Annotated in this window: 19 protein-coding genes; 10 read left to right on the top strand and 9 right to left on the bottom strand. The window is 50.5% G+C overall.

Going from position 1 to position 19,402, the window contains the following annotated elements:
* Nucleotides 1-87: 87 nt before the first annotated feature.
* The 3 genes from P2H89_RS07370 (at nucleotide 88) to P2H89_RS07360 (ending at nucleotide 2,855) form a co-directional block, all read left to right on the top strand.
* Nucleotides 88-1,413: an O-acetylhomoserine aminocarboxypropyltransferase/cysteine synthase gene (locus tag P2H89_RS07370; protein WP_275825961.1), complete on the top strand. Its 1,326-nt coding sequence runs from the start codon at nucleotides 88-90 to the stop codon at nucleotides 1,411-1,413.
* A gap of 61 nt (nucleotides 1,414-1,474) precedes the next feature.
* Complete coding sequence (gene metX, locus P2H89_RS07365; protein WP_275825959.1) at nucleotides 1,475-2,560, top strand: homoserine O-acetyltransferase; 1,086 nt, start codon at nucleotides 1,475-1,477, stop codon at nucleotides 2,558-2,560.
* Between the two features lie 16 nt (nucleotides 2,561-2,576).
* Nucleotides 2,577-2,855, top strand: coding sequence for a hypothetical protein (locus P2H89_RS07360; RefSeq protein WP_275825957.1), 279 nt, complete (start codon nucleotides 2,577-2,579; stop codon nucleotides 2,853-2,855).
* 15 nt (nucleotides 2,856-2,870) lie between these two features.
* Here P2H89_RS07360 and P2H89_RS07355 read toward each other — a convergent pair whose 3' ends face one another.
* Nucleotides 2,871-3,599 (bottom strand): hypothetical protein, encoded by a 729-nt coding sequence (locus tag P2H89_RS07355; protein WP_275825956.1) that lies wholly within the window; start codon nucleotides 3,597-3,599, stop codon nucleotides 2,871-2,873.
* A gap of 7 nt (nucleotides 3,600-3,606) precedes the next feature.
* Entirely contained in the window at nucleotides 3,607-4,197 is a 591-nt protein-coding gene (locus P2H89_RS07350) for a sigma-70 family RNA polymerase sigma factor (protein WP_275825954.1), read from the bottom strand.
* A gap of 458 nt (nucleotides 4,198-4,655) precedes the next feature.
* Here P2H89_RS07350 and P2H89_RS07345 point away from each other — a divergent pair, with 458 nt between their 5' ends.
* Complete coding sequence (locus P2H89_RS07345) at nucleotides 4,656-4,859, top strand: hypothetical protein (protein ID WP_275825953.1); 204 nt, start codon at nucleotides 4,656-4,658, stop codon at nucleotides 4,857-4,859.
* Between the two features lie 11 nt (nucleotides 4,860-4,870).
* Here the strand turns inward: P2H89_RS07345 and P2H89_RS07340 are convergent, their stop codons facing one another.
* Nucleotides 4,871-7,693 carry a CHAT domain-containing protein gene (locus P2H89_RS07340; protein WP_275825950.1) on the bottom strand — a complete coding sequence of 941 codons (2,823 nt, stop codon included), beginning with the start codon at nucleotides 7,691-7,693 and terminating at the stop codon, nucleotides 4,871-4,873.
* Between the two features lie 104 nt (nucleotides 7,694-7,797).
* Nucleotides 7,798-8,208: a hypothetical protein gene (locus P2H89_RS07335; protein WP_275825949.1), complete on the bottom strand. Its 411-nt coding sequence runs from the start codon at nucleotides 8,206-8,208 to the stop codon at nucleotides 7,798-7,800.
* A 424-nt stretch (nucleotides 8,209-8,632) separates the two neighbouring features.
* Here P2H89_RS07335 and P2H89_RS07330 point away from each other — a divergent pair, with 424 nt between their 5' ends.
* Entirely contained in the window at nucleotides 8,633-10,183 is a 1,551-nt protein-coding gene (locus tag P2H89_RS07330) for a bifunctional metallophosphatase/5'-nucleotidase (protein WP_275825947.1), read from the top strand.
* A 195-nt stretch (nucleotides 10,184-10,378) separates the two neighbouring features.
* Here P2H89_RS07330 and P2H89_RS07325 read toward each other — a convergent pair whose 3' ends face one another.
* Both P2H89_RS07325 and P2H89_RS07320 read right to left on the bottom strand, forming a co-directional pair.
* Nucleotides 10,379-11,380, bottom strand: a complete 1,002-nt coding sequence (locus tag P2H89_RS07325) for an EamA family transporter (RefSeq protein ID WP_275825945.1) — start codon at nucleotides 11,378-11,380, stop codon at nucleotides 10,379-10,381.
* A 4-nt stretch (nucleotides 11,381-11,384) separates the two neighbouring features.
* Nucleotides 11,385-11,852 carry an Lrp/AsnC family transcriptional regulator gene (locus tag P2H89_RS07320; RefSeq protein ID WP_275825944.1) on the bottom strand — a complete coding sequence of 156 codons (468 nt, stop codon included), beginning with the start codon at nucleotides 11,850-11,852 and terminating at the stop codon, nucleotides 11,385-11,387.
* Between the two features lie 198 nt (nucleotides 11,853-12,050).
* Between P2H89_RS07320 and P2H89_RS07315 the strand changes: the two genes are divergently transcribed.
* The 5 genes from P2H89_RS07315 to P2H89_RS07295 all read left to right on the top strand — a co-directional run bounded on the left by P2H89_RS07315 (nucleotide 12,051) and on the right by P2H89_RS07295 (nucleotide 17,415).
* Nucleotides 12,051-13,037: a DUF2975 domain-containing protein gene (locus P2H89_RS07315; protein WP_275825943.1), complete on the top strand. Its 987-nt coding sequence runs from the start codon at nucleotides 12,051-12,053 to the stop codon at nucleotides 13,035-13,037.
* Between the two features lie 13 nt (nucleotides 13,038-13,050).
* On the top strand, nucleotides 13,051-13,281 hold the full coding sequence (locus tag P2H89_RS07310) for a helix-turn-helix transcriptional regulator (RefSeq protein ID WP_275825942.1): 231 nt from the start codon (nucleotides 13,051-13,053) through the stop codon (nucleotides 13,279-13,281).
* Between the two features lie 111 nt (nucleotides 13,282-13,392).
* A complete protein-coding gene (locus P2H89_RS07305; RefSeq protein WP_275825941.1) occupies nucleotides 13,393-15,957 on the top strand; it encodes a phospholipase C, phosphocholine-specific in 2,565 nt (854 codons plus the stop codon).
* A gap of 44 nt (nucleotides 15,958-16,001) precedes the next feature.
* Nucleotides 16,002-16,898: an AraC family transcriptional regulator gene (locus P2H89_RS07300; RefSeq protein WP_275825940.1), complete on the top strand. Its 897-nt coding sequence runs from the start codon at nucleotides 16,002-16,004 to the stop codon at nucleotides 16,896-16,898.
* A 61-nt stretch (nucleotides 16,899-16,959) separates the two neighbouring features.
* A complete protein-coding gene (locus tag P2H89_RS07295) occupies nucleotides 16,960-17,415 on the top strand; it encodes an SRPBCC domain-containing protein (RefSeq protein WP_275825938.1) in 456 nt (151 codons plus the stop codon).
* 1 nt (nucleotide 17,416) lies between these two features.
* Here the strand turns inward: P2H89_RS07295 and P2H89_RS07290 are convergent, their stop codons facing one another.
* The 3 genes from P2H89_RS07290 to P2H89_RS07280 all read right to left on the bottom strand — a co-directional run bounded on the left by P2H89_RS07290 (nucleotide 17,417) and on the right by P2H89_RS07280 (nucleotide 19,387).
* Nucleotides 17,417-18,058, bottom strand: a complete 642-nt coding sequence (locus P2H89_RS07290) for a hypothetical protein (RefSeq protein ID WP_275825937.1) — start codon at nucleotides 18,056-18,058, stop codon at nucleotides 17,417-17,419.
* Complete coding sequence (locus P2H89_RS07285; protein WP_275825935.1) at nucleotides 18,048-18,572, bottom strand: sigma-70 family RNA polymerase sigma factor; 525 nt, start codon at nucleotides 18,570-18,572, stop codon at nucleotides 18,048-18,050. The genes P2H89_RS07290 and P2H89_RS07285 overlap by 11 nt, the downstream gene beginning before the upstream one ends.
* 236 nt (nucleotides 18,573-18,808) lie before the next feature.
* Entirely contained in the window at nucleotides 18,809-19,387 is a 579-nt protein-coding gene (locus P2H89_RS07280) for a hypothetical protein (protein ID WP_275825934.1), read from the bottom strand.
* Nucleotides 19,388-19,402: the final 15 nt, after the last annotated feature.

The following is a 19,402-nucleotide window of genomic DNA, read 5'->3' as shown; positions in this document are numbered from 1 at the left end:
GCTGCTGCGAATAAGCACACCCGTCCAATACCCATACATCATCGACTTCTTTTAACGTATTCCATTACTTATTAAAATAGTATTCTTATGAGTCAGCAGTGGCACTTCGACACCTTACAATTGCATGCCGGTCAACAGGTTGACCCTCACACCAAAGCAAGAGCCGTACCTATTTACCAAACCACCTCCTACGCATTCGACAATGCAGCGCATGCGGCCGACCTGTTTGGCCTGCGCAAGTTTGGTAATATCTATACCCGCATCATGAACCCCACCACCGATGTATTTGAGCAAAGGATCGCAGCGCTGGAAGGTGGTGTAGCGGCAGTGGCCACCAGTTCGGGACAGGCAGCACAATTCCTGGCGCTCACCAATATCCTGCAGGCAGGGGATAATTTTATTTCTACCTCCTATTTATATGGTGGCACCTACAACCAGTTCAAAGTAGCGTTTAAGCGTCTCGGTATTGAAGCCCGTTTTGTAGATGGCGACGATCCCAATGAGTTTGCCCGCCGCATCGATAAGAATACCAAGGCAATCTATCTGGAGACCATCGGCAACCCAAGACTGAATATTCCTGATTTCGAAAAGTTTGCCCAGCTGGCGCGCGAGTACGACCTGCCATTGGTGGTAGACAATACATTCGGAGCCGGTGGCTTTTTATTCCGTCCTATCGAACATGGCGCCAACATAGTGGTTGAATCGGCCACCAAATGGATCGGCGGTCATGGCACCTCGATCGGTGGCGTAGTCGTTGATGGCGGCAATTATAACTGGGGCAATGGTAAGTTCCCGCAGTTCACCGAACCCTCCGAAGGTTATCATGGCCTTAAGTTCTGGGAAGTGTTTGGAGAAGGCAATCCCCTCGGCCTGCCCAATGTAGCGTTCGCCATCCGTGCACGGGTAGAAGGTCTGCGCGACTTCGGTCCGTCATTGGCGCCGTTCAACTCCTTCCTGCTGTTGCAGGGACTTGAAACACTGTCGCTGCGTGTACAACGTACTGTAGACAATGCGCTGGCGCTCGCCACCTGGCTCGAGAAACATCCGCAGGTGGAGTTCGTAGAATATCCCGGCCTCAAGAACGATCCCTATCATACACTGGCAGCGAAATACCTGCAGCATGGATTTGGTGGCATCCTCAACTTCGGCATCAAGGGCGGTAAAGAGAAAGCAAGCCAGTTGATCGATGCGCTTAAACTGGCCAGTCACCTCGCCAATGTAGGCGATGCAAAAACACTCGTCATTCATCCGGCATCTACCACGCACGAACAGTTAAGCGCGGAAGAACAGTTGGTATCGGGTGTACGCCCCAACCAGGTCCGCGTAAGTGCAGGCATCGAGCACATCAGCGATATCATCGCCGATTTCGAACAAGCCATTGAAAAAGTATTTGCTAAAGAACTTGTATCGTAGATATAAGGTGTCGCTAACCACCTGGCGCTGGTAACGGCGCCGGGTGATTGCTATACCTATAATGAAGAGATCCATCATGAGTGAGCAACAATTATTTGTATACAATACACCCTTTCAGCTCGAAAGCGGCCAAAAGCTGGCGGGCTTTCACCTCGCTTATCACACCTATGGCCGGTTGAATGAGCAGCGCAATAACGTGGTATGGGTATTTCATGCCCTTACCGCCAACAGCGATGCAGCCAGTTGGTGGCCGGGACTGGTAGGCACGGGTAAGTTATTCGATCCATCCACGCATTATATCGTGTGCGTCAATATGCCTGGCAGTTGCTACGGCAGTGTGGGGCCGCTGGAGAAAAAGCCGGCCAGTGAAGAATTGTACCTGCACGATTTTCCGGAACTCACCATCCGCGATATGGTGCACATGTACCAGGTATTGCGTCAGTACCTCGGCATCGGGAAGATCTATATGGGCATTGGCGGATCGATGGGCGGTCAGCAGCTGCTGGAATGGGCCATCGAAGAGCCCGGCACCTTTGAGCATATTGTCCCTATTGCCACCAATGCCTGGCACAGTGCCTGGGGAAAGGCCTTCAATGCCTCGCAGCGCTGGGCCATCGAGAGCGATACCACCTGGCGCAACGAACATCCCGAGGCGGGCATGCAGGGCATGAAGGTGGCACGCAGTATGGCCCTGCTCTCCTATCGCCATTACCAAACCTACGACCTGTTCCAAAACGATGAAGCACCATTTGGTACAGCGGAGTACAAAGCGGGATCTTACCAGCGTTACCAGGGCGAAAAGCTGGCGAAGCGCTTCAATGCCTTCAGTTATCACCGGCTTAGCAGCAGCATGGACAGTCACCATGTGGGGCGCGGCCGTTTCGATGCCGCCATAGCCTTGCAGCGCATCACCGCGCGTACGCTCGTGATCGGTATAGAAACGGATATCTTATTCCCGTTGTCCGAACAGGAGTACCTGGCCAAACACATACCGGGCGCACGCTTTTCGGTGATCCATTCGCTGTATGGCCACGATGGATTCCTGCTGGAGTTTGAAGTGATCGAGAAAGAAATAGTACATTTCTTAAATAACAAGTCGTTCAGGTCTGATTTACCGGTGCAAAGGGATTATCTCCCGCATTCTTAACGTAAAAAATCAGTCCATGAAGTACTTTACCGCACAGGTAGAACTGCACCAGGCCGGGGCAGACGACTACCGGCAATTGATCCGCGCCATGAAACGGGAATTGTTCATTACCGGCCACGAGGAAGGTTACACGGGTAACCTCACTTTTAAACGAAAAGCAACAGTGGAGATCAAAGAGGTGATAGATGCCGTATTGAGGGCGGCCGCATCGACGGGACGACGCTTTTCTTTTACAGTCATGAAAGATAAACAGGCTACTCCAAAAGAAGAACGCAATCGCTGGCAGCTCCGTTAAGGAGCTGTTTGCTTTTTACCATTTAGCCAGCCATTCGCGGGCAATCTCTCTGCCTTCGAGGTCTTCATGCACGACTTGCTCGAGCAGGATCTTAGCCTGTGGAAGATCGCCGGGTTTGTCTCTTTTGATGAGGGTGAGCGCCTGGTAGAAAGTGCCTTTATTGCTGTATCCTTTATGTGCCGCCATTTGTTTGAACCAGGCGAGCGCCCGGTCGTATTGCTGGAGGCGGAGGTTCGATACGCCGGCATATTCAAGGGCTTTCAGGTTGGCCGGACTGCGGTTGATGATGGCCTCCGAAATACCGAGGGCTTCAGAGAATTTTCCTTTGTTGTATAAAGTGCGTACGAGTTCGATGCTGTCTACGGTGCCGCTCATGCTGATGCCAAGGTCACTCAGCTCCTGGCGAATGTAGCGGTCGGCCAGTTGCTGCTTGGAAGGCGGCGACAAAAGGGTAACCGTGAAGATGATCCCGATCACAACGGCCGCGGCTGCCACATAATACCAGGCACGACGGGGCTGTTTCATGGCCACTACGGGCGTGGCAGGCCTCTCTACATAGAGCTTCCGGAAGCGGGCGACCTTTTCGTCCCGGGCCTGCTGTTGAAATACGCGCTGTGCAGTGAGGTAAAAAGCTACCTCTTCAGCAAAGGCGGGATCGTCCAGCAATCTTTGTTCGAATTGCCGGTTGAGGGTGCCGGTTTGAGCCCCCTTGAAATAATCGTCAATGTATTCCAGGTGTTTCATGTGACCTTTATGTCGGATTGTATAATCGGCGCAGCTTTTCCAGGCAACGGAGCCTGCTGGTTTTTACCACATCGGCTGTCTTATATTCCATCAGGGCAGCTATTTCCTTGTCTGTATGGCCTTCGGCTGAGAGCTGTAATAACTGCTGGCAGGTATCTCCTACTTCAGCCAGTCTTCGCTTCAGCAACTGTTCATCTGCTTGATCTGCGAGCTTTTGCACGACGGATTTGGCGGCATCCGAAACATGCATCAGCATGTCCGTGATAGAAACCGTTTGATGCACCTTATTCTTATTAGTCGTCTTTTTGCGCAGCAGGTCAACGCATTTGTTCTGAAATATTTTATAAAGCCAGGTTTTGAGGGAGGAAGCCCGCTCAAAGCTGCCATCGGTTATCTTGTCGATGGCCGACAGGATGGTGTCGGAAAAGGCATCGAACGACTCATCCTCGCTAAGCGGATATTTGCGCATGCCTTCCTGTATGAAATACATATATGTGGTGAATAACTCCTCTTCGCCCTTCCTTCGATCAATACCGCCGCGGGTGAGATTTTCCAGTATCCGGAGATCTGCGGCAGGTAAATGTTTAGATTCATTCATTATAGAAATGTGGCAGTTACATGTAAGATAGCAAAAATACTCCCAAAATTAATTCAGCTCTACTGTTTCCCCACTTAATCCATTCTACGACCAATATTACAGGATCGCACTAACCCTCTGCCATTAACGCTTATCTAAGCAGGAGCTGAAGCAGTCATTCATTTGTAACAGTTTTGTCACATTCCTGATAAAAGTGTTACCCCATTGCGTTTCAGCTGATCTCAACCCACAAGCCATGCCGGTGTTCCGGACTAAACCAGTAGAGCAAGAAATGAAGCGCCATTGCCATTAAACCTGAACAAAGCCTATTGTAAAATTACTGCGCGGCAGGGATTTGCAGTGCTATATCATAAAGCCCCCGCTTCTGCGAGGGCTTTATAGCCATACTGCCAGACAGTAATATTGACCACGGTCAAGCAGCCGACAACATTTAACCAGACAGTACAAGACTACCTTCTATGAAAGTGGACAACATGCAGATGATCGAGGACAGCCTGCCGTACGACTCACACGAAGCGAGGCGCGACCATCACCTTGCAAAACTCAAGGCACTGGAAGCCGAACTACAGGAGCTCAATTTGCTCGAGCATCCCCGTGAAATATTAGCCATTTGTAAACAGATTATAGCCATGAAGGAAGCGTTGGGCATACAGGCCCGGTGATAGAATGAACGTTATTCTACGAGCGGTTGCTGCAAGCGGCGGGCCGCTCGACTTCCCTTCCACCAGCGAAAGCCCACCATCAGCAAGATGATCCCCAATGCAATAGCAGGCACGATCAGCCACAAAGACATACCCTCCGGAGGCGGAATCTCCATGATCTTTCCCGTCAAAACAGGAACTGCCCAATAGTACGGCAGCATATTTTCTTTCGATCCCTTCATGAATTCGAGCTTGGCGTGTTGCAGCGCCACATCGGCGGGCTCACCGGCCGACAGGAATTTATAGAACAAAGAAGTGAGTGCATAGGTCTTCTTATTATCTGCCTTCCACAGGCTCGTGATGGCAGCTGGAATGCCCAGGGCCGCAAATCCCCGGTTAAAACTGAACACCCCTTCGCCCTGGTAAAATCTACCCGCCCCCGTTTCACAGGCCGACAACACCACCAGGCTCGTAGCCGGCCGCTTATTGCTCACCAGGTCCGACAGGTACAGCAGCGAATCCGCAAAATAGATCACCGGCTCCCCCAGCTCCTTGTTGTCCATCGCATGGGTATAGAGCTGAATAATGCGGTAGTCGGTAAAATGCTGTAGAAAATTCCTGCGCGAAGCCTCTTTACCTATATAATTATCGGCTCCGCTGAAGTAACTGGTAAGCGACTGCAGCGATCGGTCGCTTTCCAGCAATTCCGGCAATTGAGTACCGGCATATTGAACAGGCGCAAAGCCCATAAAGGGGCGTGCTTTTCGGCTGGCATTGGCCGAAAAATCGTTGAGCAGGTAGCGGGCCGAATAAGTATAGCTGATCGCATGATTACTGAGCAGAAAAGCCCCCGGGCGATCGCTGGTCAGCAAAGCTTCGAAGGGGAAATAAGCACCGTCCGGCGAAATGATCAGGCGGCCTTTCGGCAGCGGCAGTTGATCGAAGATCAATTGGTATAGTTGCCGGGAGATTGACGCAAAATCCTCGTACCGGTTGTTCTGCAGATCGTAATTGGTGAGGTACCGGATGAACTCGTTGGCCAGCCCTTCATAGATTTGTTTGTCGATCCTGCGCAAACGGGTATTGCCGGCATCCACCACCATCACATAAACGGCACTATCGCCCGCAAACACTTCGATCAAAGCGCCATAGTCTTTAAACATCGACAACTTTACCTGTTGCAAACTCACGAAATTGCTATCGAGGAAGTTTTGATAATAAAACGGGTTGCGCTCTTTGATATTGGCCGTGAGCCGGTCGAGCAATTGCTGGTTCTCCGCACGCTCCGCTTCATAGCTGTTGCGGGTGGCCGGCGGCAGGATCGGACTCTCCAGGGCGCGGTTGAGCGTACTGATCCGCTTCAGGGCCTGCGTTTGTTGTTGGATGTCCTGCTCTCCCATCCAGCGTTGATCGGCCAGCTGATCATTGAGCAACACAGCCCGGCTTTTCTCGAAGAAGTAAAAAGCATCTTCCATATTGCCCGAGGCATAACAGGCCTGTAAGGCCTGCTCGTATAGACCATGACTGTTGCTGCGCCAGAATAATTTAGAGTTGAGGTTGGCCTGCTCGCCCTTGATGCGGTTTACCAGCCTGTCAGCTTCTTTGTAAGCGGCAATGGCCTTATAGAGATCGTCGGGATTACGCGTATGGCCGTACTTCCTTTGCCAGGTATTGGCCTGCTCAATAAAAAGTCCGGTGAGGTAATGTGTTTTCTTTTTGTCTACAAAAGCAGCCGGCGGGCTCGATACGATCTCTGCGGTGGTAATGCCCGGTTGGATATGATCGAGGGCTTTGCGATAGCAAACAAAGGCCTGGTCAAAGTTGCCCTGCCGCGCGTAAAGCTCTCCCATGTTCGACAGGATATTGAGCGATTCGAAAGCATCTACTTTCTGCTTGGCCTTGTCGGTATTCTTTAGGGCAAGCGCCTCCCGGAACATCGCCATTGCCTTATCGTACTGTTGATAATGCCGGAAATACACTTCGTTGGCCATCGTATTGAGCAGTTGCTTGCGGCTGAAATTGCTTTTCTCTACCGACAGCGCCTTCCTGAAACTGCTGATCGCCTGTTCATAGTTGCCTTTGTGCAATTCCATTTCTGCCCGCACGCCATAGAAAGTACCCTTGTAGGCGGCCAGCTGCGGCATCCCGTGCTGCCCCACCTGGCTGTTCAGCAAGGTTTCAGCGGTTTCATATTCGCGCAGCCGTATATGGGCATTCACCTGCCACACGAAACTGCTGAGACTATAGGAAACGAGATCGGCACTGTCTTCCCGATCGATCGCGGCAGGAAGATGCTGAATGGAGCGTGCATTGCACTCTTTGAAGTATTCGATACAGTGGTGATAATCGCCCAGATCGAAAAAGTATTCGCCACGGTTGTACAGCGCGAGTAAAATGGTGCGGTCCACGAAATTCAAACGCCGGCTCACGGCAATGCAATTTTCCAGCGCCTTCATCCGCTCCGGCACATTATTGATCAGTTGATAGCAGAATGAAATATAATAGTAGAGCGTAGCCAGATCAGCTTCCTTCACGGCCGTTTTAAGGGGAGTGGTTTTGATGAAGTCGGCTGCCTGACCCAGATAGCGGATCACTTCCAGGTAATTGCCCTGGGCCATATAGGTGCTGGCAATGGCGCGGTACAGGAATACCCGGGTAGAATCCTGCCAGACATCGCAGGGAATCATTTTTTGCTCCAGTTCGAATAACCGGCTGCGGATCGTTTGTGGTGGCATCACCTCATCATTCCGCAACTCGCCGATCCGCTGCCAAAGGGAGTCCCGGTTGGGGCACTGGCCCTGGAGCATAAGGATCATTAAAAGGCTGCAAAACAGGAGGCTGACTTTCTTTACCATGGCGGTTAAAGTTAGTCATAATAAACATATTGTCCCGGAAGCCAACCCTGGGGAGGGCAGCATTCCGGGACATATTCCTGTTTAGTATTATCCGATTACGTTGATCAGAGACGTGGAGGCGGCGGAGGCGGCGGCGTGGGCGGATCGATACCGTCACCATCACCACTTGACATACCGGTGATCGGGGCCGAAGCAAGTGCGCTGAGGGTTCCCGATTTGATAATGGTGGGAGGCGGCGTTACGAACACGTGCAGCGTGTAAGTCCTGCAATCTGCCAGCAGACTTACCTCATCTGTCCACTCGAAATAGGGAGTATATTCCCGGCCCTTGATCTCATTGTAACAAGCCGTATAGCCAGCGAAATAAGCTTCGATCGCTTCTTTGCGTTGACTAATGGTGGGTTCGGTGGGAATGTCTTTGTACTCGGCAGTGAACCATTTGCCGTAGCCTTTGGGAGCAGTAGGCGCAATGTTGTTTGCCTGCGCTTCTGCAGCTGTTGATTCATTAATACTCATAAACCTGAATTTAAAGTGAACAATTGGAGATTTGCTATATCCGGTACGCCTATACATTCCGGCAGGTCAGGTTATGGAGTCACCTGCTGGAGAAAATACGGGAATACCATTTGATCCGGAGAAGTGTCGTTTCAGTAGGGAGCGTAAAACTTTCATATAAGGATAAGTACAGTACTGTTTTTGAACGGGCGCCTGGAAGGTGTACAGGATTGGTCGTTAATCGTGCGAAAAAAGGAAACAAATTGGCAGAGCTTTCTGCATAATTTAGATTACCGACCGGAAAATGAAACCGGGTATGTTCCATTTGCGGAGGTGAAAGTAATAAAAATGGTCAGCCGCCAAAACATTTCACTGTTAAAAAAAGGTATAAAAAACCTTTTTCATCCAGCCGCGAAAACAATACATTAGCCAAATAATCAATGCTATGAAAAATAAGGGCTACCGCACAGCGTGCTGGCTATCGATTGTCCTGTTCTCCTTGCAGCCAATGGGTTCCCTGGCCCAGGGCCCCACGCAGCCGCACAGCTTCACCATTTTGCAGATCAATGACGTGTACGAGATCATACCGCTGGCCCAGGGCAAAGAGGGCGGACTGGCCCGCGTAGCCACGGTGCGTAAACAGTTGCAGGAAAAAGATCCTAATACGATGATGGTGCTGGCGGGCGACTTTCTCAGCCCCTCGTTCATCGCCACGCTCAAATACAAGGATCCTGCCGGTGGCCCTGAAGTGCCCATCGCCGGCAAACACATGGTGGAAGTGCTCAACCAAACCGGCGTCGACCTGGTTACCTTCGGCAACCATGAATTTGATGTATCCTTCAACGACCTGCAACAGCGCATCAACGAGTCGGCATTCGATTGGATCAACAGCAATGTTTACCATGTGGTAAACGGCAACCGGGAGCCGTTCACCAAAACGCAGAACGGCATCACCAACCGGATACCATCCTATATGATACGCGCTGTTCCATTTCCCGATGGCCAGGTAGTGCGCGTCGGGTTCATCGGCAGTACCATCGATTTCACGAAAAAGGATTACATCGCCTACGATGAAGAGCTGAGCACCTTCAAACGCGTGTACGAGAATATCCGTGAGCAATGTGATGTAGTGATCGGTTTAACGCACCTCGCGCGGCGTTCCGACTCAACCCTCGCCACCATGGTGCCCGGCCTGCACCTCATCATGGGCGGGCACGAACACGAGAATATGAAAGTGCCAGTGGGCAACCTCACTATTTGCAAGGCCGATGCAAACGTAAAGTCCGTGTACATACACACCATCAGCTTTACGCCGGCCACTAAACAGGTAACCGTGCAGTCGACCCTCAAGATGATCGATGACGCCATCCCTTCCGATGAAGCCACTAAAGCGATCGTCGACAAATGGATGAAGCGGGCAGATACCATCACCCGCAGGAACGGCTTTATACCCGAACAAGTATTGATGACTACTGCCGTGCCCCTGGATGGACGCGAGAGTAAAGTCCGCAACGATACCACCAACTATACCAACCTCATCAGCCGCTCGCTCCTGTTTGCAGCCCCCGGCGTCGATGCAGCTATGTACAACAGCGGATCGATCCGGCTCGATGATGAACTCAGGGGCAACGTCACGCAGTACTCGGTGTTGCGCACCCTCCCCTATGGCGGCCCGCTCGTATTGATGCAGCTCACCGGCGCACAGCTCGATAGCATCTTAACGATCAGCGACGGCATCAACCGGGGTTCCGGCGGATTTATCCAACGCATCAACATCACCCAAAAGAAAGGGACCTGGTATGTAGGCAGGAAGAAAATGAAACCGCAGCGAACCTATTGCATCCTGCTGCCCGAGTTCCTGGCTGCGGGCAATGAAGACAACCTGAAGTTCCTGAAGAATTATAGCTACTGTAAACCCAATGCCTTCCGGCAAAACAAATTACCCAATGATATCAGGAATATCGTGATGGCGTATATGTTGTCGGGCGGACGATAGCCGTTTCGGGGGAGTTGGCGCTTAACATTATGCGGCGCTTCTCAAGCCGGCACACATCATTCTACGCAAAACGGGAGACCAACAGGCCTCCCGTTTTTTGTTGAACGAACAGTGTAGGTGCAGCTGCCTGGCTAAAAGCAGCAATACTGATGCGTTCCGTTGTTTTTCATCGCTATACTAAAACTATGTTAGAGGCTAGTCGGCACAGGCTACTTTACCGGCCGGCCCGGCCATCTTGAATTGGTTAGCGGGCGCAGTGGCCTTGCTATTGCCCGACTTCCGGTATTTGGATAAATTGATCAGCAATACACTGGTCAGGATGATCGCCAAACCAACGATCTGCACCCAGCTCATGTGCTCACCGGCAAACAGCACACCGAGCAGCACGGCTACTACGGGGTTTACATACACGTGGGTACTAACCTGGGTAACCGATCGCACACTCAGCAACCAAACATAGGCACTATACGCAGCGAGAGAACCAAACACGACCAGGTAAGCAGCAGCAAACCACGATTCGGCAGGCACAGCGCTCACGTCGAAGGAAGCCCATTCGTTGTTGATAAAGGTGGCGGGTATAAAGACCAATCCGGCAATGAGCATCTGCCAGGCCGAGTTGACCGTGGTAGAACCGCTGGAGTGTTTCTTGGAATAAACAGAACCGCCCGACCAGCTCAACATACCCACGAGCAGGATAATAAAGCTGATCACCGAACCGGCGCCACCGGCATGAGACACCACATCAGCGGCACTCTCAAAGAATAGCAGCACCACACCGGCAAAGCCGATCAGCAGGCCAATAACCGTATTGCGGTTGGATAGGTTCACTTTCCAGTTGTCCTTATCGATCAGCACCAACCAGATGGCCTGTGAGGCGATCAGTACGCCCACCAGCGAGCTGGGAAGCGTTTTCTCTACCCAGATCACAGCGCCATTACCGATGAACAGCAACATAATGCCGGTCACGGAAGCGTGCTTGAGCTGTTTAAGATCGAACAGTTTTTCTCTCTTGATGGCGCACCAAAGGAGCAATAAAATACCTGCTGCCATATAGCGCATCATACCAAGAATGAAAGGAGGGATATGCGCAACGGCTTTGGCGATAAAAAAATACGTAGAACCCCATACAATGTACACCGTGGCAAAGGCGACAAGGATGAGTAAGGAAGATTGTTTTTGTTTTTCGGCTAATGACATAAAGTTAAGTTTTGCGGATGACCACTTGTTGTTGCTCTTTCACGGTTTCGAGAACAATGGTTGTTTTAGTGGAGATCACATTAGGTACCTTTTTGATGTCCTTCCGCATCAGGGCCATGAGGGAAGCGGAATCTTCGGTGCGCACCTTCACGAGAAAGCAATCCTCACCGGCAATGATGTGCACTTCCTGCACTTCGGGGATCCTTGCCAGCGAAGTGGCAATCTTCGCGTCCGACTCGAGCTCCTTGGTCTTGATGAAAATGAAGGCCAGCAATTTTTGGTTGATCGCTTGTGGATTAATCGCTGTGTTGTATTGAAGGATCACCTTTTTCTGTTCCAGCTTTTTGACCCTTTCCAGCACGGCCGACGGCGCCATCGACAATTGCTTGGCCAGGTCTACGTTGGAAATGCGGGCATTGGCCTGCATCAGGTCCAGTATCTGCAGGTCAATGTCATCCAGTTCAACAGTCATACAGAATTAATTTTCGTAAAGATAGAATTATTCCGAATAATATTCTGCCTGCTATCGATTATTTCGCAATTTATTTACACATACCGGTGTTCCGCCGTCAGTTTATTCGGCAACAGGTGTCTAACGCTATCGATAAGCAACCATTATTTATCGATAATCGATAAATAATGATATCTTGGGGCCTAAACCTCCTTTTCAATGATCCGTGAATTCATTGACCGCATCAACAAGCCGGTTATTTCTGTGGTTGTTATTATAGTTGCACTAGCCAACCTCTACCTTTGGCTAACGGTAGACCATTATAATGATGGGATGGCGGTACCAGTCCAGGGCGATATCATGGCTTATCAGCCCAATCCCGAATACGGCTCTCAAAAACCGATCACCTATTCGGAATGGAAAACACTTTTAAACGAACGTTCCGAGGCAGAAGATCTTCAGAAAAGGATCAATGAAGGCAGGTCGGGCAGCTCTATCGAAAGCCCTATAGTTGGATTTACAAAGCTGGAGGAATGTAATGATTGCACATCGGTCGACTCCTTTTATCAAAGAGAGCATAGTAGCCCAGACATTTCCTACTACTTATTGCTGCCCGGGTTCACATTAAGCAATGGAGAAAACAATGTGTTTGTGAGCAAAGGAGAGCCCTGGATTGCTTACAGAAAATGGCAAGGCTGGCAAGGAAAGTCAGACAGTGTTGACCCCTGGAATGAATTTGCCTACAAGAAACTACCAGCCCGATTGCGCATGAAAAGCGAAGAAATTGGTGAAAGACGCGAGATAAGTATCATGGTTCCCATCAGCGCTTCCTTTTACAAATACGCAGCCATCCCCTGGGGTATTATAATAACACTTGCCGCGCTCCTGTTGGTTTACTTTGGACTGTTCGTACCAATAAGGATTCTTATCTATATTTCAAAAGGCGAGATATTTACTGCCTATAACGAAAGCCGTTTATTGCTGGCAGCCCGCTGTTGGCTGTTGCCGCCATTGATCATTATAGCTATACAATATATAAATAGTTGGCTGTTTCATGGATACATTACGGACGATGTTGAGCTGATGCCCATTCAGACATTGAGAAACTACCAACCATTCATCGTAGGAGGTTTAGTATTCTGGGCCGTGGCCCGCGCCTTCAAACGCGGTCGCATGCTGCAAGAAGAACAAAGCTTAACCATTTAATCAACCAGCACCCATGCCCATCGTAGTCAACCTCGACGTAATGCTGGCCAAACGCAAAATGACGCTCACCGAACTGAGTGAAAAAGTAGATATCACCATGGCCAACCTCAGCATCCTCAAAAGCGGTAAAGCCAAGGCCATCCGCTTTTCTACGCTCGAAGAGATCTGTAAAGCACTCGAATGCCAGCCCGGTGATATCCTGGAATACCTCAGTCCGGCCGACTATAAAAAGTTGATGGGCTAACGATTGCACAATGTTACTTTCCTTTTAAATCTTAAATTGCTCAGATGTATTCGGTAACGATCGAATACTTTTATCGCTTCAACCATTTCATTCACCAATTGCTATTCCACTATGGAAACAAGGAGATCGTTCTTAAAGAAGGCATCGTTATTATCAGGCGGCGCAGGCATGTTACAGGTATTACCGGCCTCCATCGCCCGTGCCATGGCCATCAACCCCGCACCGGGCAGCACCTGGCGCGATGCTGAACACGTCGTTTTCCTCATGCAGGAAAACCGCTCCTTCGACCATACTTATGGAAGCCTGCAAGGTGTACGGGGTTTCAACGATCCCCGCGCCATCACCTTACCCAACAAGAATAAGGTATGGCTGCAAACCAATGCCGCCGGCGAAACCTACGCCCCCTTTCACCTCGATATCCGCAATACCAAAGCAACCTGGATGAACTCGCTCCCCCACTCCTGGAGCAACCAGGTCGATGCACGCAACGACGGTAAATACGATGGCTGGCTGCAGGCAAAGCGATCCGGCAACCAGGACTATAAAAAAATGCCCCTCACCATGGGCTACCACAACCGCCACGATATTCCGTTCTATTATGCCCTGGCCGATGCCTTCACGGTATGCGATCAGAACTTCTGCTCTTCCCTCACCGGCACCACGCCCAACAGGCTTTACTTCTGGTCGGGCACCATCCGCGAAAAGCCCGATCAAAATGTACTGGCCCGCGTATGGAATGGCGATGCCGATTATGGCAACTGGGCCAACTGGACCACCTTCCCCGAGCGCCTGGAAGACCAGAACGTGTCGTGGAAAGTGTACCAGAACGAGATCAGCGTTGGTGTAGGTTTTGAAGGCGAAGAAGATGCCTGGCTCGCCAACTTTACCGACAACCCCCTCGAGTTCTTTTCTCAATACCATGTAAAACTGGCTGCAGGCTACATCAATAACCTCCCAAAAGATGCGGAGAAATTGAAGGCGGCCATCAGCAAACAGGAAGAAGAATTGAGCAAACTGGTGGCTGGTTCAGAGCAGGCCGCTAAAGCACAAAAGCGACTCGACGGATTGAGACGCCGCCTCACCGAGAACCTCGAAGACCAAAAGAACTTTACCCTCGAAAAATACGGGCAGCTATCGGCACGCGAAAAGGCCCTGCACGAAAAAGCCTTTACCACCAACCGGCACGATCCCGATTACCACAAGCTCGCCACCCTGAAGTATAAGGATGGCGATACGGATCGCGAGGTACAATTGCCCAAAGGCGATATCCTGCACCAGTTCCGCAGCGACGTCAATGAAGGCAAACTGCCCACCGTATCCTGGATCGTGGCCCCGGAAAATTTCTCCGACCACCCCGGCGCGGCCTGGTACGGCGCCTGGTACCTGAGCGAAGTAATGGACATCCTCACTAAGAATCCCGAAGTATGGAAAAAGACCATCCTGGTGCTCACCTACGACGAGAACGATGGTTACTTCGATCACGTACCGCCATTCGTAGCACCCAATCCCAAAGATAAACAGAGCGGCCTCACCACTCCCGGTATCGATACAGGCGTGGAATACGTGACCAAAGCCCAGCAGTCATCTGGCGCTAATGAAATGCGCGAAAGCCCCATCGGACTCGGCTACCGGGTGCCCTTGGTCATCGCCTCCCCCTGGTCGCGTGGTGGCTGGGTGAACTCGCAGGTGTTTGACCACACCTCTGCCCTGCAGTTCCTGGAGCAATTCCTGTCGCACAAACTGGGCAAGCCTGTTACCGAACCTAATATCAGCAGCTGGCGGCGCACCGTGTGCGGCGACCTTACCTCGATATTCCGTCCTTATGATGGCGAAAACTTTAGCACACCGGCTCCCATCGAGCGCGATCCTTTTATAGAAAGCATACATAAAGCAAAATTCAAACCGCTGCCCTCCAACTTCTACAAACTCAGCGCAGAAGAAGTGGCACAGGCAAACACGAATCCGCTGAAGGCCGCCTATATGCCCCACCAGGAAAAAGGCATCCGCAATGCCAATGCCCTGCCCTATGAACTGTATGCGGAATGCCGGCTGAGTACCGATCGGCAAACGCTCGAACTGGAGTTTACAGCCGGCAACGGGCTCCTAAAAAATGCAGTGGGTTCACCCTTCCTGGTCTATACACCCGAAAGCTACCAGGGAAAGACCATGCTGTCGCGCAACTATGCCGTGGCCGCCGGCAAATCATTGGCCGATCGTTGGCGCATCGCCGAATTCGACCAGGACCATTATTTCCTGCAGGTCTATGGACCCAATGGATTCTTCCGGCAATTCAAAGGCAACGGCAAGGAAGGCGCGCCAGCCATCAAAGCAACCTATCAGGCTTCTCCCGCAGCAAAAGGTCAGCTCGCCAATAAACTGATACTCGAACTGCACAACGACACCAAAGCGGCGCAAACCATCGAGATAAAGGACAATGCCTATAAACAAGCGGCCAAAACCGTGGTATTGAAAGGCGGACAAAGGAATGTCGTTTCACTCGACCTGGCCACCAGCCATGGCTGGTACGATATCACCATCACCGTAAAAGGGTTGGCCGACTTCGAAAGCCGCTATGCCGGACGCGTGGAAACAGGCCGCAACTCCAAAACCGATCCATTAATGGGTGGTATTTTGCAGAAAGGCACCGAGCGACCCATCCCACCAGATTTAAAGTAGAGGCTGATGTCCTTGCAGCCATAAGCCTGTACCTTTAAGCCTCCATGGAAGAAAGGAAGACCATCAGCAACGAATACGGCAGCATGACCAGCGTAACCTGGGAGTGCGATGGCATCGTATTGGGGCATGGCGTGCAAACTTTTAAGGAACTCACCAGTTTTAGCGGCAGCAGCCAAAAGGATGTGGTACGTATGCATTTTGGCATGAAGGGTAACTATGCGTTTACCTATAAGCAACTGGGGCAAACCTACGACCTCATCGGCGGCCACCACAATATCATGTACTCGAAAGACTTCGATATCACGGTGTTTAATAAGACGCTGAAGCTGGAAACCTTCGGCATACAGTTCCCCACGCAGTTATTCATCCAGTTCACCCAAAACGCGAGCGATAGCCTCAAACGTTTTGCTGCCGATATACTGGCTGGTAAAGATGTAATGTTGTCCAGCCGCTGGGGCGCTATCGACTCCCCCATACAGCAAGTACTGCAGCAGATCATCCATTGCAAGTACAACGACGATCTTAAGAAGCTCTTTCTGCTGTCCAAGAGCATTGAACTGCTGGTGCTTTGCGCCGAAGCCTATGAGCATACGCAGCAGGAGCAGTTTGTAAAGAATAAGGCCGATAAGGAAAAACTGATCGCCGTGCGCGACCTCATCAACGAACGGGTACAGGATCCGCCCAACCTTACCCAGATAGCCCGTATCGTTGGCCTTAATGAATACAAACTGAAGCGCGGGTTCAAGGAAGTGTTCAACAATACCGTATTTGGTTACCTGTCCGAGCAGCGCCTGCACCTGGCGCACCGTTACCTGCGCGACACCCGCAAAACAGCTGCCGAGATATCGTACGAGCTGGGTTATGCCACCCCCCAGCATTTCAGCAATGCCTTCCGCAAGAAATTTGGCATTACTCCGGCTACCGCAAGAAATAATCCGTAAAATGCAATCCGCCCCCCTATATTCTTTCTAGGTTTGTGTAGTCAATAAAAACAAAACAGTTATGAGCCAGCCACTAATTATTACCAACACCATTACCATCGATGCCCCTGCCAACATCGTTTGGGATGCCCTCGTCAACCCGGTGCAAACGAAGAAATATATGTTTGGATGCGAAACCGTGTCCGACTGGAAGCCCGGCAGTTCTCTCGATTGGGTGGGCGAATACGAAGGCAAATCCATGGTCTTTGTAAAAGGGAGTATCGTAGAGATCGAACCCGACCGTTTCCTGTCTTATACCACCATCGATCCCAACTCGAATATCGATGACACCTCCGAGAATTACCTCACCGTAACCTATACGCTCGAGCCACAGAACGGGCAAACACTGTTCACCGTAACGCAGGGCGATTATGCAAAAGTAGCGGAGGGACAAAGGCGCTACGAAGAATCATACAACAATGGATTGGGTTGGCAGCCGATCCTCGACCAGATCAAGCAACTCGTAGAAGCGAAGTAAATCACTTGTAATCCTGCACCTGGTGCAGCAGGTCATTGGCTTTGAGCATGGGGTCCCACTCCTTGCCGCGGAAGATCAGGCGGAACCATTTTTTATCCTTATTCTCGAAGCGAATGTTGATGAACAGCCATACCGCCGCCCAGGTAAACAATGCTGCGATCACCACCGGGATAGCGATTTGCAAAGCATTCGCATCTGCAAACAGGCGCTTGCTCCAGAAGAAAGTGGTCCACACCGGCAGTTGTAGGAACAATAAGCGGGTAACCCAAATGGTGGAAGATTGCAGACGGGCGATCTTTTCCTGGGTCTCGAGCACCGGCTCGCCGATATCTGCGCGATTCAATAAATAGAGCTGATAGATGTAAACACCAATAGCCAGTTTGGTCAGCAACACCTGGATGCCCATCGACACATAAAAGAACGGGCTGGCCGACCGGAAACTGGCCACCAGGATAAAGTCAACGAGCAGCACCCACAGGATACCTGCAATGAGCGTAAAGATCTTCATCGGCTTCATGGAGGCCAGGAATGATTGCACTTTCATACGCGTGATCTCCTCGGCGTTCTTCCTGTTCAGGGTAAGGCTCTCTTGCAGCCTTTCGTCGTACGAACGCCACATTGTGAGAATGTCTTTATCTTCCATCTTGATCGATTTTGTGTTGAGTAAATGATTTCCGCAGTTGCTGTTTGATCCTGCCTACCTTGGTCGAAACATTCGATACGGAAAGGCCCAGGATGTCTGCAATAGTTTGCTGATCGTTCTCTTCAAGGTACAGGAGCATCACGGCGCGGTCGATCTCTTTTAGATCACGGATAAAGCGGTACAACTGATCGATAGCAGCCTGCCCATCGAAAGGTTGCTCTTCTTCTTTCAAACTTAATAGCTGATTTGGTAAGGGATGATTGATGTCGCCGCGACGGCTTTCCTTACGGTAAAAGGAAATAGACACATTCAGGGCAATGCGGTACATCCAGGTGGTGATGGCATATCGATCATCATATTTGGAAAAGGATAGCCACAGCTGCACCATGATCTCCTGGATCAGGTCTTTCCTGTTTTCGGCGTCGCGGCAATAGGCGTTGGCAACCTTAAAGATGATGCCCTTGTGCGCCTCCACCAGGTCGAGAAAAGATGGGGGATTGCTGGCTACAGGCATCGTAATAGATTGATGGTAAGGAATCCTGACAGGCTCGTTGGCGCTGCCAAAATAAGGAAAAACAGGGGTATCTCGCTCACAGCATCCCTAACAGCGGAAACCGGAGGTGCCAGGGGGCCGTTTAACAAAACGGTTAAAAGCCAAATGGAGATCGGTAGAAGATATTTTCCCATAAATAATGATTGCGCTGATCATTATTCGCACGGCCAGGGAAAATATCACAGGTGAACAGCCCCTTATTTTTTAGCTAATTTCGGATTAGCCGAAATTGTAACAGTATCAACCTTATAGCTAAAGATGTTGTCTTCCAATCGAACTTCATTACTCCAAAATGCTGGAATTTCTTTCTTGGGCTTTCTTTCTTTATAAAACACCAACAGGTCATCGAAATTGTCATAATACAAGAATGCGAACCTGAATTTTTTGCCCGCTAATTTTTGATGGGTATCCATGATGAACCCATTGAAACTGATCGATTGCTGAGGCTCCAGCGTGATTCTTTCCGGGGAGTTGCTATCACACCCACGCCCCGACATTAAAATAGCTAGATTATTGGTTGCCCAATTATCACTTGGCCACGAACAAGTCATAACTACAAAGCTAATGGCCGTGTCCTGTGTATTTGATACAGATGCTCTGATAAAATAGCCTTCTGCTTTCTCCTTATAATAATCAGAACTGCCTTTGGATATCACCTCAACCGTCACGGAGACTTTGTCCGTAGTATCTTTTGATTGGGCAACGCAGAAATTGTTCGTCAACAGTACCGCAATTAATACGGACAGGGCGTTTTTAAGACTTTTTAGTGTTGGCATATTTAATGAATACAG

The sequence above is a fragment of the Paraflavitalea sp. CAU 1676 genome (genome assembly GCF_029223285.1).
Lineage (GTDB): Bacteria > Bacteroidota > Bacteroidia > Chitinophagales > Chitinophagaceae > Paraflavitalea.
This window is presented reverse-complemented; position numbering and strand designations above follow the sequence as displayed.